Source organism: Stappia sp. WLB 29 (assembly GCF_023507705.1).
GTDB lineage: Bacteria > Pseudomonadota > Alphaproteobacteria > Rhizobiales > Stappiaceae > Stappia.
This window is the reverse complement of sequence record NZ_JALBGD010000001.1, coordinates 452,457-466,317: the sequence shown is the minus strand read 5'-3', so window position 1 is coordinate 466,317 and position 13,861 is coordinate 452,457. Positions and strand designations below refer to the sequence as shown.

The following is a 13,861-nucleotide window of genomic DNA, read 5'->3' as shown; positions in this document are numbered from 1 at the left end:
CGGCATTTAATCGACATCATGATTTCAGGTGTCTTCAGTCCGAGTAGCGCCATGACAACGCAGGTTCTTCGCCCTTCTTCCCGACTGCTTACGCAGACCGCCGTCGTGATCGTGCTCGCCGCGCTCGCGGGAGCCTGCAGCGGCGGCGTCGAGCGGTTCGAGGATCCGATCTTCACCGGCAATACCGATAATCAGCGCGCGATGCTGGGCAGCGGTTCGCAGCCGAGCTTCGACAGCGTCGCGGCCGGGCCGCGCCAGTCCACCGGCGCCGTCCAGCGTTCGACGCTGCCGCCGCCGACCGGCGCGAACCAGCAGGTCTCGACCGGCTCCATCGGCTCTGCGCGGACCAGCACGCCGGCGACCTCCGGCACCTATGCCGGCGTGCCGGCAGCCACGAGCGCCCCGAGGGCGGTTTCCGCGCCGACAGCGCCGTCCGGCGAGGTGCGTAACGTGCGCGGCTGGACCACGGCCGGTGCGACGCAGGTCACCGCACGCCAGGGCGACACCGTCGCCAGCCTGTCGCGGCGCTACGGCATTCCCCAGCATGTGCTGGGCGAGATCAACGGCACCGACGCCAACGGCAGCTTTACGGCCGGCCAGCGCGTGACCATCCCCACCTATTCGCAAGGCGCGCCGAACATCGCCTCGGCGGCGCCCGCGCAGCCGACGACGCGCCTGCCGGCGGCCGGCGGCTCGCCGAGCGTGACCGGTTCGATCCCGGCCGGGGCCGGCCTTGCCGGCGCACCGCGTCCGCAGGCCAAGCCCGGCGCGCAGGTTCGCGTCGCCTCCCTGACCACGCCGCAGCCGGGCAGGGGTGTCGTCACCTCGCCGAAGAGCAAGCCGGCGGCACTGTCCAGCCGGCCGACCCAGCCGGCAGCATCCGCTCCGACGACCCCGGCGCGCCCTGCCGTGGTGCGCGACGAGCCGGCGCCGACCGCGCCGATCGCCGTGTCCCGCGAGACCTCGCCGGAGCCGGCGGCAACCGGCGAACGGCGCTTCCGCTGGCCGGCGCGCGGGCGGATCATCTCCGAGTTCGGCCCCAAGCCGGGCGGCGCGCATAACGACGGAATCAACCTGGCCCTGCCGGAAGGCACCGAGATCAAGGCGGTCGAGGACGGCACGGTGATCTATTCGGGCAACGAGCTGAAGGGCTTCGGCAACCTGGTCCTGGTGCGCCACGACGACGGCTGGGTCTCCGCCTATGCCCATAACAGCTCGCTGCTGGTCAAGCGCGGCGACGGGGTGCAGCGCGGCCAGACCATCGCCAAGGCCGGCTCCAGCGGCTCCGTGAGCCAGCCGCAGCTTCATTTCGAGCTGCGCCGCGGCAACAAGCCGGTCGACCCGATGAAGTATCTCGCGAGCCTGTAAGGGATTTCGCCTTCGCCGCGACATTAAGGCGGGCAAAAACGTTGCAGCGGACGCGCCCACCCGGCGCGTCCGTTTTCGTTTTCCACAAGCGGCGAGGGCGGGAGGCAAAGGCTCATTGCACAATCGTCACATGAGCGGCCGCTTGCGCTTGACTTGACGCGCGGCTCGCCGTACATCACCGCCACTCCCGGCGACCAAGCGTCGCCAAGAGGTGAGCGGGTGTAGCTCAGTTGGTTAGAGTGCCGGCCTGTCACGCCGGAGGTCGCGGGTTCGAGCCCCGTCACTCGCGCCACTCACCTTTTACGGGAGCCTTTCGCAGCGATGCGAAGCGGGCGAGCGGGTGTAGCTCAGTTGGTTAGAGTGCCGGCCTGTCACGCCGGAGGTCGCGGGTTCGAGCCCCGTCACTCGCGCCACTCACCTTTTACGGGAGCCTTTCGCAGCGATGCGAAGCGGGCGAGCGGGTGTAGCTCAGTTGGTTAGAGTGCCGGCCTGTCACGCCGGAGGTCGCGGGTTCGAGCCCCGTCACTCGCGCCACTCGCCCCCTTTCTTTCTCCTGAAAGTCCAGACTTTTCCAGACCGGACGCCAAGGCGACGGACAGGCCTTCGGGCCGCGTCTTCGCCTTGCGCAGCGCGTGGTCCTCTGTCCTGTGCACAAGCGCGGGGGCCGACACATTGTCGCACCATTTGCGTGGCGGGCTCGCGTTCGCAAGGTTTCGGGCCAAGATTTCGGGCTCGCGCGGGGAGGGGACATCGATGGCACGGATCACGGGTGCGGCACTGGCGGTTCTGGTTCCGGTCATGGGAGCGGCCGCTGCGCCGGCGCAGGCCGGGGTCCTGTGCACGATGGTGATCGAATCGCAGACCCGCTCCGTTCTGCTGGAGGAGGGCGACTGCGCCGCGCGCGTGACGCCGGCCTCCACCTTCAAGGTGCCGCTCGCGGCCATCGGCTACGAGGAAGGCGTGCTGGACGGCGCGCATTCTCCGGTCTGGACCTGGGCCAGGGGCGAGGTCGACTGGGGCGGCGATGCCTGGCGCGGCGATGTCGATCCCTCGCACTGGATGGAGCATTCCGTCGTCTGGTACTCGCAGCGCATGGCAAGGCAACTCGGCCGTGCGGTGCTGGAGCGGCACACAAGCGCGCTCGGCTTCGGCAATGCCGACTTCTCAGGCGATCCGGGGGAGGACAACGGGCTGGAGCGGGCCTGGATCGCCTCCTCGCTGACGGTGTCGGGGCGCGAACAGGCGCTGTTTCTCACCAAGCTCCTGAACCGCACGCTGCCGCTGTCGCAGAGCGCGCAGGCGCAGGCGGAGGCCCTGCTGCCGGCGCACGAGGCGGGAGCGGGGTGGATGCTGACGGGCAAGCCGGGCGGAGCCTATCCGCGGCGCGCGGACGGCAGTTTCGACCGCTCGCGCGGCTATGGCTGGTTCGTCGGCTGGGCCGAGGCGAAGGGCGAGGGCGAGGGGCGGCGGCTGGTCTTCGTAAGGCTGGTGCAGGACGAGACGCGCGAGCGCGGCTCGCCGGGCCGACGCGCCCGCGCGGCCTTCCTCAAGGAATGGCCGGCCATCGCAAAGCGCCTGCCCACGGGCGGTCCGCCGCTTTCGGGCAATAACTGACGCAGGGGCCTTTCGCGCCTGCAAAAAACCGCTTTCGATTACACCGTCGTCGGACTTGCGTTGCGTTTGTGCGTGGGCTAAGCGTGCCCCATGGGCACTGGCGGGAGCGTGCCTCCACGCGCATCCGCCGCAATCGCCGGGATAGAGGGACCGGCTGCGCGTCGCGCGGCCGGACACGCTGCATGGAACACAGGGTTCCGGCAGCGATAATGGCCCGGCGGAAGGACATTAGGACATGGAAGAGCTCCTGAGAGATTACGTTCCGATCCTCGTCTTCATCGGGGTATCGCTCGTCATCGGCCTCGCGCTTTTGATTTCGCCGTTCCTGCTCGCCTACAAGAATCCCGATTCGGAAAAGCTGTCGGCCTACGAGTGCGGCTTCAACGCCTTCGACGATGCGCGCATGAAGTTCGACATCCGCTTCTACCTGGTCGCGCTGCTGTTCATCATCTTCGATCTCGAAGTGGCGTTCCTGTTCCCCTGGGCGGTCGCGTTCGGCGACCTCGGCTGGTACGGCTTCTGGTCTATGATGGCCTTCCTCGGCGTGCTGACCGTCGGCTTCATCTACGAATGGAAGAAGGGGGCCCTGGAATGGGACTGACGTCGCAGCAGCCGCTCATTGCAGAGGCTCCGAAGGGCATCCTGGATCCGGCAACCGGCAAGCCGGTCGGCGCCAACGATCCGTTCTTCATGGAGATCAACGACGAACTGGCCGACAAGGGCTTCGTCGTCACCGCGACCGACAACCTGATCCAGTGGGCGCGCACCGGCTCGCTCATGTGGATGACCTTCGGCCTCGCCTGCTGCGCGGTCGAGATGATGCAGATGTCGATGCCGCGCTACGACGCCGAGCGCTTCGGCTTCGCGCCGCGGGCCTCGCCGCGCCAGTCGGACGTGATGATCGTCGCCGGCACGCTGACCAACAAGATGGCTCCGGCCCTGCGTAAGGTCTACGACCAGATGCCGGAGCCGCGCTACGTCATCTCCATGGGCTCTTGCGCTAATGGCGGCGGCTACTACCACTACTCCTATTCGGTGGTGCGCGGCTGCGACCGGGTCGTCCCGGTCGATATCTACGTTCCCGGCTGTCCCCCGACGGCCGAGGCGCTGCTCTACGGCGTTCTTCTGCTTCAGAAGAAGATCCGCCGCACCGGAACGATCGAACGCTGAACGCCGCCCGCGGAGTGCCGGCCCGGCCGGCATGACTCCCGCAAGCGACTAGACGGGTCAGGATCATGGACGAGACGCTCGCCGAGCTTGGCGAACATATTCAGGCGCATCTGGGCGATGCCCTCGACGGCTACAAGGTCGAGTACGGGGAACTGACGCTGCTCGCACGGGCTTCCGAGATCGTCCAGGTGGTGCGGTTCCTGCGCGACGACTCCAGCTGCCAGTTCGTCAACCTGACGGATCTGTGCGGCGTCGACTGGCCGCAGCGGGACAACCGCTTCGACGTGGTCTACCACCTCCTGTCGCCGAAGCAGAACCTGCGCATCCGCGTGAAAGTGGCGACCGACGAGGAGACGCCGGTCCCCTCCATCATCGACGTGTTCGCCGGTGCGGAGTGGTTCGAGCGCGAGACCTACGACATGTACGGCGTGCTGTTCTCCGGTCATCCGGACCTGCGCCGGATCCTGACCGACTACGGCTTCGACGGTTATCCGCTGCGCAAGGATTTCCCGCTGACGGGCTATGTCGAGGTTCGCTACGACGACGAGAAGAAGCGGGTGGTGTACGAGCCGGTGCGGCTCACCCAGGAATTCCGCGACTTCGACTTCATGTCGCCTTGGGAGGGTGCGGAATACATCCTGCCCGGCGACGAAAAAGCCAAGACCAATTGAGGCAGCCGATGGCAGAGGCTCAGGTCCGCAACTTCAACATCAATTTCGGTCCGCAGCATCCGGCGGCGCACGGCGTGCTGCGTCTGGTGCTGGAGCTGGACGGCGAGGTGGTGACGCGCGTCGACCCGCATATCGGCCTGCTGCATCGCGGCACCGAGAAGCTGATCGAGCACAAGACCTACCTGCAGGCGGTGCCCTATTTCGACCGGCTCGATTATGTCGCGCCGATGAACCAGGAGCACGCCTTCGCGCTGGCGGTCGAGAAGCTGCTCGGCATCACGGTGCCCAAGCGCGGCCAGCTGATCCGCGTGCTCTATTCGGAGATCGGCCGGCTGCTGTCGCACCTGCTGAACGTGACGACGCAGGCGATGGACGTCGGCGCGCTGACCCCGCCGCTGTGGGGCTTCGAGCCGCGCGAAGAGCTGATGGTCTTCTACGAGCGGGCCTGCGGCGCGCGCATGCATGCCGCCTATGTGCGGCCGGGCGGTGTGCATCAGGACCTGCCGAAGGAACTGCTCGACGATATCTGGGACTTCTGCGATCCGTTCCTGCAGACGCTGGACGACATCGAGGGGCTCTTGACCGACAACCGCATCTTCAAGCAGCGCAACGTCGATATCGGCGTCGTGTCGCTGGAGGACGCATGGGCGCGGGGCTTTTCCGGCGTTATGGTGCGCGGCTCGGGCGCGGCCTGGGACCTGCGCAAGTCGCAGCCCTATGAGTGCTATGCCGAACTCGATTTCGACATCCCGATCGGCAAGAACGGCGATTGCTACGACCGCTATCTCATCCGCATGGAAGAGATGCGCCAGTCCGTGCGGCTGATGAAGCAGTGCCTGGAGAAGCTGACGGTGGAGAAGGGGCCGGTCTCGTCGCTGGACGGCAAGGTGGTTCCGCCCAAGCGCGGCGAGATGAAGCGCTCGATGGAAGCGCTGATCCACCACTTCAAGCTCTACACCGAAGGTTACCGCGTGCCGGAAGGCGAGGTCTATGCGGCCGTCGAGGCGCCGAAGGGCGAGTTCGGCGTCTATCTCGTCGCCGACGGCAGCAACAAGCCCTATCGCTGCAAGATCAAGGCCCCCGGTTTTGCCCATCTGCAGGCGATGGATTTCATGTGCCGTGGACATCAGCTGGCCGACGTGTCGGCGGTGCTCGGCTCCCTCGATATCGTGTTCGGAGAGGTGGACCGGTAATGGCCGTTCGTCGCCTTCACCCTGAGCAGCCCGAGAGCTTCGCCTTCACGGCGGCCAATCTGGAATGGGCCAGGAACATCATCGCGCGCTACCCGGACGGCCGTCAGGCCTCCGCGGTGATCCCGCTGCTGTGGCGGGCGCAGGAGCAGCACGACGGCTGGCTGCCCGAGCCGGCGATCCGCTATGTCGCCGAAATGCTCGGCATGCCGGACATCCGCGTGCTGGAGGTCGCGACCTTCTACACCATGTTCCAGCTGGCCCCGGTCGGCAAGAAGGCGCATATCCAGGTCTGCGGCACGACGCCGTGCCAGCTGCGCGGTTCGGAAGACTTGATCCGGGTCTGCAAGTCGAAGATCGCGGCCCATGCGCACGAGCTGTCGGCCGACGGCGATTTCTCGTGGGAAGAGGTCGAGTGCCTCGGCGCCTGCGTCAACGCGCCGATGGTGCAGATCTTCAAGGACACCTACGAGGACCTGACGCCGGAGAGCCTGGAAAAGCTCATCGACGACATTTCCGCCGGGCGCGAAGTGACGCCGGGCCCGCAGAACGGCCGGCGCTTCGGCGCGCCGGAGGGCGGCCCGACCACGCTGACCGGCCTTTCCGACAAGACCCGCGGCGGCGACCCGGTCCCGCATGTGGTCAAGGGCGCGGAAGCGGCCTCGCATGCCTTTGCCGGCGCCTCGATCAATGCCGGCGGCAGCGACTATAACGGCGTCCCGGCGGCTGCCGAGGCGACCGGCACCACCAAGAAGGCGCCGGCCCCGCGGGCCGGCAAGCCTGCCGATCTCGCCAAGGCCGAGGCCAAGCCCGAGACGAAGACCAAGCTTCCGGACGCTCCGGCGGCGAGCGAGGCCGGCCCGAAGCCGTCCGAGGCCGGCAAGCCGGTCGCCGCGGTCAAGAGCCACGAGAGCCCGCAGACCAGCCTGGACCTTGCCGGCGGCGTTGCCGGCGAGACGCGGCCCGAGCTGCTGGAAGGCGCGCGCGGCGGCAAGGCCGACGACCTGAAGCGGATCAAGGGCGTCGGCCCGAAGATCGAGGGCATCCTCAACGAACTCGGCGTCTACCATTTCGACCAGATCGCCTCCTGGAACGAGGAGAACAAGGCCTGGGTCGACACGCGGCTGAAGTTCAAGGGGCGTATCGATCGCGAAGACTGGATCGCGCAGGCCGAGGTGCTGGCGTCCGGTGGCGAAACCGATTTCTCCAGGCGCGCCGACAATGGCGACGTGCCCACGAGCAAGTCCTAAGGGAAGGGGATCGCGATGCTGCAGGATCAGGACCGGATCTTCACCAATATCTACGGCCTGCACGATTGGGGCCTCGACGGCGCGCGCCAGCGCGGCCACTGGGACGGCACCAAGGGTCTGCTCGACAAGGGCCGCGACTGGATCATCAACGAGATGAAGACGTCGGGCCTGCGCGGGCGCGGCGGTGCGGGCTTCCCGACGGGCCTCAAGTGGTCGTTCATGCCGAAGGAATCGGACGGTCGTCCGGCCTATCTCGTCGTGAATGCGGACGAGTCCGAGCCGGGCACCTGCAAGGACCGCGAGATCCTGCGCCACGACCCGCATACGCTTGTCGAGGGCTGCCTGATCGCCGGTTACGCGATGGGCGCCATCGCCGCCTATATCTATGTGCGCGGCGAGTTCATCCGCGAGCGCGAGCGCCTGCAGGCGGCCATCGACCAGGCTTATGAGGCCGGGCTGATCGGCAAGAACAACAAGAACGGCTACGACTTCGACATCTATGTCCATCACGGCGCCGGCGCCTATATCTGCGGCGAGGAAACCGCGCTGCTGGAGAGCCTGGAAGGCAAGAAGGGCCAGCCGCGCCTGAAGCCACCGTTCCCGGCCAATGTCGGCCTCTACGGTTGCCCGACGACGGTGAACAACGTGGAGTCCATCGCCGTTGCCCCGACCATCCTGCGCCGGGGCGCTGCGTGGTTCTCGGGTCTCGGCAAGCCGAACAATGCGGGCACCAAGCTGTTCTGCGTCTCCGGCCACGTGAACCGTCCCTGCACGGTCGAGGAGGAGATGGGCATTCCCTTCCGCGAGCTGATCGACCGCCATTGCGGCGGCATCCGCGGCGGCTGGGACAACCTGCTCGCCGTGATCCCGGGCGGCTCCTCCGTGCCTTGCGTGACGGCGGAGAACATCATCGACTGCCCGATGGACTTCGACAGCCTGCGCGGGCTCGGCTCGGGCCTCGGCACGGCGGCGGTGATCGTGATGGACCGCTCTACCGACATCATCAAGGCGATCGCCCGCCTCTCGTATTTCTACAAGCACGAGAGCTGCGGCCAGTGCACGCCGTGCCGCGAGGGCACGGGCTGGATGTGGCGCGTGATGGAGCGCATGGTGGCCGGCAATGCCGCGAGGGAAGAGATCGACATGCTCTTCGACGTCACCAAGCAGGTGGAAGGCCACACGATCTGCGCCCTCGGCGATGCGGCCGCATGGCCGATCCAGGGCCTGATCCGCAATTTCCGGCCGGTGATCGAGGAACGCATCGACCAGTACGTGGCCAAGAGCCGCAAGCCGGCGCAGTCGCTGGCAGCGGCACAGTAAGGCGGCCAGAGAGATGGCCGCAGGAAACAGGACGACACGTTCGCGCGCAAAAAGGGCGCTGCGGGCAAGCCGCGAGGGCAGCAAGGCATGAACAAGACGATCTTTGTCGACGGCAAGGAGATCGAGGTTCCGCAGGACTACACGCTGCTGCAGGCTTGCGAGGCGGCGGGTGCCGAGGTGCCGCGCTTCTGTTTCCACGACCGGCTGTCGATTGCCGGCAACTGCCGCATGTGCCTCGTGGAGGTGAAGGGCGGACCGCCGAAGCCGGTCGCATCCTGCGCCATGAACGTGCGCGACCTGCGTCCCGGCCCGAACGGCGAGGCGCCGGAAGTCTTCACCAAGACCCCGATGGTCAAGAAGGCCCGCGAGGGCGTGATGGAGTTCCTGCTGATCAACCATCCGCTCGACTGCCCGATCTGCGACCAGGGCGGCGAGTGCGACCTGCAGGACCAGGCCATGGCCTATGGCGTCGACGCATCCCGCTACGCCGAGAACAAGCGCGCCGTCGAGGACAAGTATATCGGTCCCCTGGTGAAGACGATCATGACGCGCTGCATCCACTGCACGCGCTGCGTCCGCTTCACCACGGAAGTCTGCGGCGTCGCCGACCTCGGCCTGATCGGCCGCGGCGAGGATGCGGAGATCACCTCCTACCTGGAGAACGCGCTCTCGTCCGAGATGCAGGGCAACGTCGTCGACCTGTGCCCGGTCGGTGCGCTGACGCACAAGCCCTATGCCTTCCAGGCCCGTCCGTGGGAGCTGAAGAAGACCGAGACCATCGACGTGATGGATGCGGTCGGTTCTGCGATCCGCGTCGACACCCGCGGCCGCGAGGTCATGCGCGTGCTGCCGCGTCTCAACGAAGCGGTCAACGAGGAGTGGATCTCTGACAAGACCCGCTACATCTGGGACGGCCTGAAGACCCAGCGCCTCGACCGCCCGTATGTGCGCGTCGACGGCAAGCTGCGCCCGGCCAGCTGGGGCGAGGCCTTCGCCGCCATCGCCTCCAAGGTGAAGGCGTCGAGCCCGGAGAAGCTGGCGGCGATTGCCGGCGACCTGGCGAGCGTCGAGGAAATGTTCGCGCTGAAGAGCCTGATGACGGCGCTCGGTTCGGCCAATATCGACTGCCGCCAGGACGGGGCCGCGCTCGATCCGGCGCTCGGCCGCTCCTCCTATCTGTTCAACGCGACCATCGAGGGGATCGAGGACGCGGATGCGGTGCTGATCATCGGCTCCAACCCGCGTCTCGAGGCGCCTGTGCTGAACGCGCGCATCCGCAAGCGCATGCGCATGGGTCCGCTTCCCGTCGGCGTCATCGGCCAGCAGGCCGACCTGACCTATCCGTCGACGTATCTCGGCGCCGGCGCCGAAACACTGGCCGATCTGGTGGCCGGCAAGCACGGCTTTGCCGACGTTCTCAAGAACGCCGAGCGTCCGCTGATCATCGTCGGCCAGGGCGCGCTGTCGCGCGCCGATGGCGCGGCGGTCCTGTCGGCCGCTGCTGCGCTCGCCCGTTCGGTCGGGGCGGTCGGTGCCGACTGGAACGGTTTCTCGGTGCTGCACACCGCGGCTTCGCGCGTCGGCGGCCTCGACATCGGCTTCGTGCCGGGCGAGGGCGGCAAGGGCGTCGCCGAAATCCAGCAGGCGGCAGGCGAGGGCGCGATGGATGTCGTGTTCCTGCTCGGCGCCGACGAGATGGACATGGGCGCGTTCGGCTCGGCCTTCGTGGTCTATGTCGGCACCCATGGCGACCGCGGCGCGCACCGCGCCGACGTGATCCTGCCGGGTGCCACCTATACCGAGAAGTCGGGCACCTGGGTCAACACCGAGGGCCGCGTGCAGCTCGGCGACCGTGCGGCCTTCCCTCCGGGCGAAGCCCGCGAGGACTGGGCGATCCTGCGGGCGCTGTCGGCGCAGCTGGGTTCGGCGCTTCCGTTCGACTCGCTGCAGGACCTGCGCAAGGCGCTCTATGCGGCGCATCCGCTGATGGCCGGCATCGACGGCATCGAGAGCGACGGCGGCGCGGGCACTGCGAAGGCTGCCGATCTCGGCGGCAAGATGGCCGGCGAGGCGTTCCAGCCGGCGATCACCGACTTCTACCTGACCAATCCGATCGCGCGGGCCTCCGCGACGATGGCCGAGTGTTCGGCCCTCGCCAAGGCGCGCGCGGCAGAGGCCGCGGAGTAAACGGGGGCAATGATGGCGGACTTCTGGGCGGATTACCTCTTCCCGCTGATCATCATGGTGGCGCAGAGCGTGCTGCTGCTGGTCGCGCTGCTGCTGATCGTGGCCTACATCCTGTACGCAGACCGCAAGGTTTGGGCGGCGGTGCAGATCCGCCGCGGCCCGAACGTCGTCGGGCCCTGGGGCCTGTTGCAGTCGTTTGCCGACCTTCTGAAATTCGTGCTGAAGGAGCCGGTGATCCCGGCCGGCGCCAACAAAGGCCTGTTCCTGCTGGCGCCGCTGGTCACCGTGACGCTGGCGCTCACCGCCTGGGCGGTGGTTCCGGTCGCCGACGGATGGGTGATCGCCGATATCAATGTCGGCATCCTGTTCATCCTCGCGATCTCCTCGCTCGGCGTCTACGGCATCATCATCGGCGGCTGGGCCTCGAACTCGAAGTACCCGTTCCTGTCGGCGCTGCGCTCGGCGGCGCAGATGGTTTCCTACGAGGTGTCCATCGGCTTCGTCATCGTGACGGTGCTCCTGTGCGTCGGCTCGCTGAACCTGACGGACATCGTCCGGGCGCAGGAAACCGGCCTTGCCAGCGCGCTCGGGGTGCCTTGGCTGGCCTTCCTGAACTGGTACTGGCTGCCGCTGTTCCCGATGTTCGTGATCTTCTTCATCTCGGCGCTGGCGGAGACCAACCGTCCGCCGTTCGACCTGGCCGAGGCCGAGTCCGAGCTGGTCGCCGGTTTCATGGTCGAATACGGCTCCACGCCCTACATGATGTTCATGCTCGGCGAGTATGTGTCGATCGCGCTGATGTGCGCGCTGACGACCATCCTCTTCATGGGCGGCTGGCTGCCGCCGCTGGACTTCGCCCCCTTCACCTGGGTGCCGGGCTTCGTCTGGTTCCTGCTGAAGTCGCTGCTGGTGTTCTTCATGTTCGCCATGGTCAAGGCGATGGTCCCGCGCTACCGCTACGACCAGCTGATGCGCCTCGGCTGGAAGGTGTTCCTGCCGCTGTCGCTGGCCATGGTGTTCGTCGTCGCGGCGGTGCTGATGGCGATGGGGTGGGCTCCGACGGGCACGTAAGGGAGAGGGCGGCATGCCGGTCTCGATTGCAGGACTGATCGGCGCCGCCATCGGCCTCTATGTGGGCTGGATCGACTACAAGATCGTCGTCGGCGTCCTTCGGGCGGCGGCGGAACGGCAGAAGCAGCAGAGCGGGCGCGAAAGCCTGCTCGGGCGATACATGGGCCAGATCCGGATCCTGGTGATGGCCTTTTCGCTGGTCGGGTTTCCGGTGGTCGGGTACCTGGCCGGCAGTGCGCTCGCCGGATAGGCGGGCGGGGACTTCGCAGCCGGCGGCCGATGGGCGGCATGCCGGCGCAATCGAGGATTTGGCCGCTTGCGGTTCGCGCCCTTGTCGGGGCTTGCGGGACCGGCGGGCGGGCCAGAGGAAAACGTAACCACGGGGCTAGACGCCATGGCACTGCAACAGGCGGCAAAATCGCTTCTGCTGAAGGAGTTCGTCTCCGCCTTCTTCCTGGCGATGCGCTACTTCTTCAAGCCGAAGCCGACGATCAACTACCCCTTCGAGAAGGGGCCGGTGAGCCCGCGCTTCCGCGGCGAGCACGCTCTGCGCCGCTATCCGAACGGCGAGGAGCGCTGCATCGCCTGCAAGCTGTGCGAGGCGATCTGCCCGGCGCAGGCGATCACCATCGAGGCCGGCCCGCGCCGCAACGACGGCACGCGGCGCACGACCCGTTACGACATCGACATGGTCAAGTGCATCTATTGCGGCTTCTGCCAGGAGGCATGCCCGGTGGACGCGATCGTCGAGGGGCCGAACTTCGAGTTCGCCACCGAGACGCGCGAGGAGCTGTATTACGACAAGGAAAAGCTGCTGGCGAACGGCGACCGTTGGGAGCGGGAGATCGCCAGCAACATCGCCATGGACGCGCCGTATCGCTGAGGCGGCGGGAGTGGACGGCGCGCGGCCCGTGGTCTAAGACGAGGCCGCTGCGCGCCGGAAGCGCCCAATTCATCTGGAGCCGCGACGCGGCTGCGACTTAAACGGGGACGACGGGGGCACACCGCGACATGGTCCTGCAAGCCATCTTCTTCTATCTCTTCGCCGCTGTTGCGGTCGCGTCGGCCTTCATGGTCATCGCGTCCCGCAATCCGGTGCACTCGGTCCTGTTCCTGATTCTCGCCTTCTTCAACGCCGCGGGCCTGTTCATTCTGCTCGGGGCCGAGTTCCTGGCGATGCTGCTCGTCGTCGTCTATGTCGGCGCGGTGATGGTGCTGTTCCTGTTCGTGGTGATGATGCTCGACGTCGATTTCGTCGAGATGCGCCAGGGCTTCCTGCAATACATGCCGGTGGGCGGCCTGATCGGCCTGATCCTGCTGGTCGAGCTGCTTTTCGTGCTCGGCGCCTGGGCGATCTCGCCGGAGATCGCCGGAACGACGGCGGCGCCCGCGCCGCTGCCTGCGGACATGTCGAACACCCGCGCGCTCGGCGAGCTCGTCTACACCCGCTACATCCTCTTCTTCCAGACGGCCGGCCTCGTCCTGCTGGTGGCGATGATCGGCGCCATCGTGCTGACGCTGCGCCACAAGGAAGGCGTGCGGCGGCAGAACATCTCTGAGCAGGTCGGCCGCACGCGCGAGGCGTCGGTCGAGGTGCGCAAGGTCGAAACCGGCAAGGGGATCTGAGGATCCCGCCGCTCACATTCACGGTGCCCGCCCGCCCGGGCCGCGCACCGCAAGGTCTCACTCGGGGGAGCATCACGAGGCGCCCATGGAAATCGGTCTGTCACACTATCTGGCGGTCGCCGCGATTCTGTTCACCATCGGAATCTTCGGCATCTTCCTGAACCGCAAGAACGTGATCGTCATCCTGATGTCGGTGGAGCTCCTGCTGCTCTCCGTCAACATCAACCTGGTCGCCTTCTCGGCGTTCCTGGGCGATCTGGTCGGACAGGTGTTCGCGCTGCTGGTGCTGACCGTCGCGGCCGCCGAGGCGGCCATCGGCCTTGCGATCCTGGTGGTGTTCTACCGCAACCGCGGCTCTATCGCGGTTGAAGACGTCAACATGATGAAGGGGTAA

Annotated in this window: 14 protein-coding genes and 3 tRNA genes; all 17 read left to right on the top strand. The window is 67.0% G+C overall.

Going from position 1 to position 13,861, the window contains the following annotated elements; translation table 11 throughout:
- The first annotated feature begins 51 nt into the window (after positions 1–51).
- The 17 genes from MNI96_RS02175 (at position 52) to nuoK (ending at position 13,861) form a co-directional block, all read left to right on the top strand.
- Positions 52–1,368, top strand: a complete 1,317-nt coding sequence (locus tag MNI96_RS02175) for a murein hydrolase activator EnvC family protein (RefSeq protein WP_249689957.1) — start codon at positions 52–54, stop codon at positions 1,366–1,368.
- A 215-nt stretch (positions 1,369–1,583) separates the two neighbouring features.
- A tRNA-Asp gene (locus MNI96_RS02170) sits at positions 1,584–1,660 on the top strand.
- A 44-nt stretch (positions 1,661–1,704) separates the two neighbouring features.
- Positions 1,705–1,781, top strand: a tRNA-Asp gene (locus MNI96_RS02165).
- A 44-nt stretch (positions 1,782–1,825) separates the two neighbouring features.
- A tRNA-Asp gene (locus MNI96_RS02160) sits at positions 1,826–1,902 on the top strand.
- Positions 1,903–2,121: 219 nt separating this feature from the next.
- Positions 2,122–2,982 (top strand): penicillin-binding transpeptidase domain-containing protein, encoded by an 861-nt coding sequence (locus MNI96_RS02155; RefSeq protein ID WP_249689955.1) that lies wholly within the window; start codon positions 2,122–2,124, stop codon positions 2,980–2,982.
- A 235-nt stretch (positions 2,983–3,217) separates the two neighbouring features.
- Positions 3,218–3,583: an NADH-quinone oxidoreductase subunit A gene (locus MNI96_RS02150; RefSeq protein WP_067215349.1), complete on the top strand. Its 366-nt coding sequence runs from the start codon at positions 3,218–3,220 to the stop codon at positions 3,581–3,583.
- Positions 3,574–4,152 (top strand): NuoB/complex I 20 kDa subunit family protein, encoded by a 579-nt coding sequence (locus tag MNI96_RS02145; protein WP_249689953.1) that lies wholly within the window; start codon positions 3,574–3,576, stop codon positions 4,150–4,152. The genes MNI96_RS02150 and MNI96_RS02145 overlap by 10 nt, the downstream gene beginning before the upstream one ends.
- 65 nt (positions 4,153–4,217) lie before the next feature.
- Positions 4,218–4,823 carry an NADH-quinone oxidoreductase subunit C gene (locus MNI96_RS02140; protein ID WP_283776284.1) on the top strand — a complete coding sequence of 202 codons (606 nt, stop codon included), beginning with the start codon at positions 4,218–4,220 and terminating at the stop codon, positions 4,821–4,823.
- Positions 4,824–4,831: 8 nt separating this feature from the next.
- On the top strand, positions 4,832–6,016 hold the full coding sequence (locus MNI96_RS02135) for an NADH-quinone oxidoreductase subunit D (protein WP_249689950.1): 1,185 nt from the start codon (positions 4,832–4,834) through the stop codon (positions 6,014–6,016).
- Positions 6,016–7,263 carry an NADH-quinone oxidoreductase subunit E gene (locus MNI96_RS02130; RefSeq protein ID WP_249689949.1) on the top strand — a complete coding sequence of 416 codons (1,248 nt, stop codon included), beginning with the start codon at positions 6,016–6,018 and terminating at the stop codon, positions 7,261–7,263. The genes MNI96_RS02135 and MNI96_RS02130 overlap by 1 nt, the downstream gene beginning before the upstream one ends.
- Positions 7,264–7,278: 15 nt before the next feature.
- Complete coding sequence (gene nuoF / locus MNI96_RS02125; RefSeq protein ID WP_249689946.1) at positions 7,279–8,583, top strand: NADH-quinone oxidoreductase subunit NuoF; 1,305 nt, start codon at positions 7,279–7,281, stop codon at positions 8,581–8,583.
- Positions 8,584–8,670: 87 nt separating this feature from the next.
- On the top strand, positions 8,671–10,770 hold the full coding sequence (gene nuoG, locus MNI96_RS02120) for an NADH-quinone oxidoreductase subunit NuoG (protein ID WP_249689944.1): 2,100 nt from the start codon (positions 8,671–8,673) through the stop codon (positions 10,768–10,770).
- Positions 10,771–10,782: 12 nt separating this feature from the next.
- Positions 10,783–11,841 carry an NADH-quinone oxidoreductase subunit NuoH gene (gene nuoH, locus MNI96_RS02115; protein ID WP_249690389.1) on the top strand — a complete coding sequence of 353 codons (1,059 nt, stop codon included), beginning with the start codon at positions 10,783–10,785 and terminating at the stop codon, positions 11,839–11,841.
- A 13-nt stretch (positions 11,842–11,854) separates the two neighbouring features.
- Entirely contained in the window at positions 11,855–12,091 is a 237-nt protein-coding gene (locus MNI96_RS02110; protein ID WP_249689942.1) for a hypothetical protein, read from the top strand.
- A 144-nt stretch (positions 12,092–12,235) separates the two neighbouring features.
- Complete coding sequence (nuoI, locus tag MNI96_RS02105; RefSeq protein ID WP_067215330.1) at positions 12,236–12,724, top strand: NADH-quinone oxidoreductase subunit NuoI; 489 nt, start codon at positions 12,236–12,238, stop codon at positions 12,722–12,724.
- Between the two features lie 128 nt (positions 12,725–12,852).
- Entirely contained in the window at positions 12,853–13,467 is a 615-nt protein-coding gene (locus MNI96_RS02100) for an NADH-quinone oxidoreductase subunit J (RefSeq protein ID WP_249689940.1), read from the top strand.
- Positions 13,468–13,552: 85 nt separating this feature from the next.
- Entirely contained in the window at positions 13,553–13,861 is a 309-nt protein-coding gene (gene nuoK / locus MNI96_RS02095) for an NADH-quinone oxidoreductase subunit NuoK (RefSeq protein ID WP_067215325.1), read from the top strand.

What these genes read in the sequence shown, in the direction of transcription:
- MNI96_RS02175 (WP_249689957.1), top strand. Translation starts at nt 52, where the DNA reads ATGACAACGCAGGTTCTTCGCCCTTCTTCCCGACTGCTTACGCAGACC.
- MNI96_RS02155 (WP_249689955.1), top strand. Translation starts at nt 2,122, where the DNA reads ATGGCACGGATCACGGGTGCGGCACTGGCGGTTCTGGTTCCGGTCATG.
- MNI96_RS02150 (WP_067215349.1), top strand. Translation starts at nt 3,218, where the DNA reads ATGGAAGAGCTCCTGAGAGATTACGTTCCGATCCTCGTCTTCATCGGG.
- MNI96_RS02145 (WP_249689953.1), top strand. Translation starts at nt 3,574, where the DNA reads ATGGGACTGACGTCGCAGCAGCCGCTCATTGCAGAGGCTCCGAAGGGC.
- MNI96_RS02140 (WP_283776284.1), top strand. Translation starts at nt 4,218, where the DNA reads ATGGACGAGACGCTCGCCGAGCTTGGCGAACATATTCAGGCGCATCTG.
- MNI96_RS02135 (WP_249689950.1), top strand. Translation starts at nt 4,832, where the DNA reads ATGGCAGAGGCTCAGGTCCGCAACTTCAACATCAATTTCGGTCCGCAG.
- MNI96_RS02130 (WP_249689949.1), top strand. Translation starts at nt 6,016, where the DNA reads ATGGCCGTTCGTCGCCTTCACCCTGAGCAGCCCGAGAGCTTCGCCTTC.
- nuoF (WP_249689946.1), top strand. Translation starts at nt 7,279, where the DNA reads ATGCTGCAGGATCAGGACCGGATCTTCACCAATATCTACGGCCTGCAC.
- nuoG (WP_249689944.1), top strand. Translation starts at nt 8,671, where the DNA reads ATGAACAAGACGATCTTTGTCGACGGCAAGGAGATCGAGGTTCCGCAG.
- nuoH (WP_249690389.1), top strand. Translation starts at nt 10,783, where the DNA reads ATGGCGGACTTCTGGGCGGATTACCTCTTCCCGCTGATCATCATGGTG.
- MNI96_RS02110 (WP_249689942.1), top strand. Translation starts at nt 11,855, where the DNA reads ATGCCGGTCTCGATTGCAGGACTGATCGGCGCCGCCATCGGCCTCTAT.
- nuoI (WP_067215330.1), top strand. Translation starts at nt 12,236, where the DNA reads ATGGCACTGCAACAGGCGGCAAAATCGCTTCTGCTGAAGGAGTTCGTC.
- MNI96_RS02100 (WP_249689940.1), top strand. Translation starts at nt 12,853, where the DNA reads ATGGTCCTGCAAGCCATCTTCTTCTATCTCTTCGCCGCTGTTGCGGTC.
- nuoK (WP_067215325.1), top strand. Translation starts at nt 13,553, where the DNA reads ATGGAAATCGGTCTGTCACACTATCTGGCGGTCGCCGCGATTCTGTTC.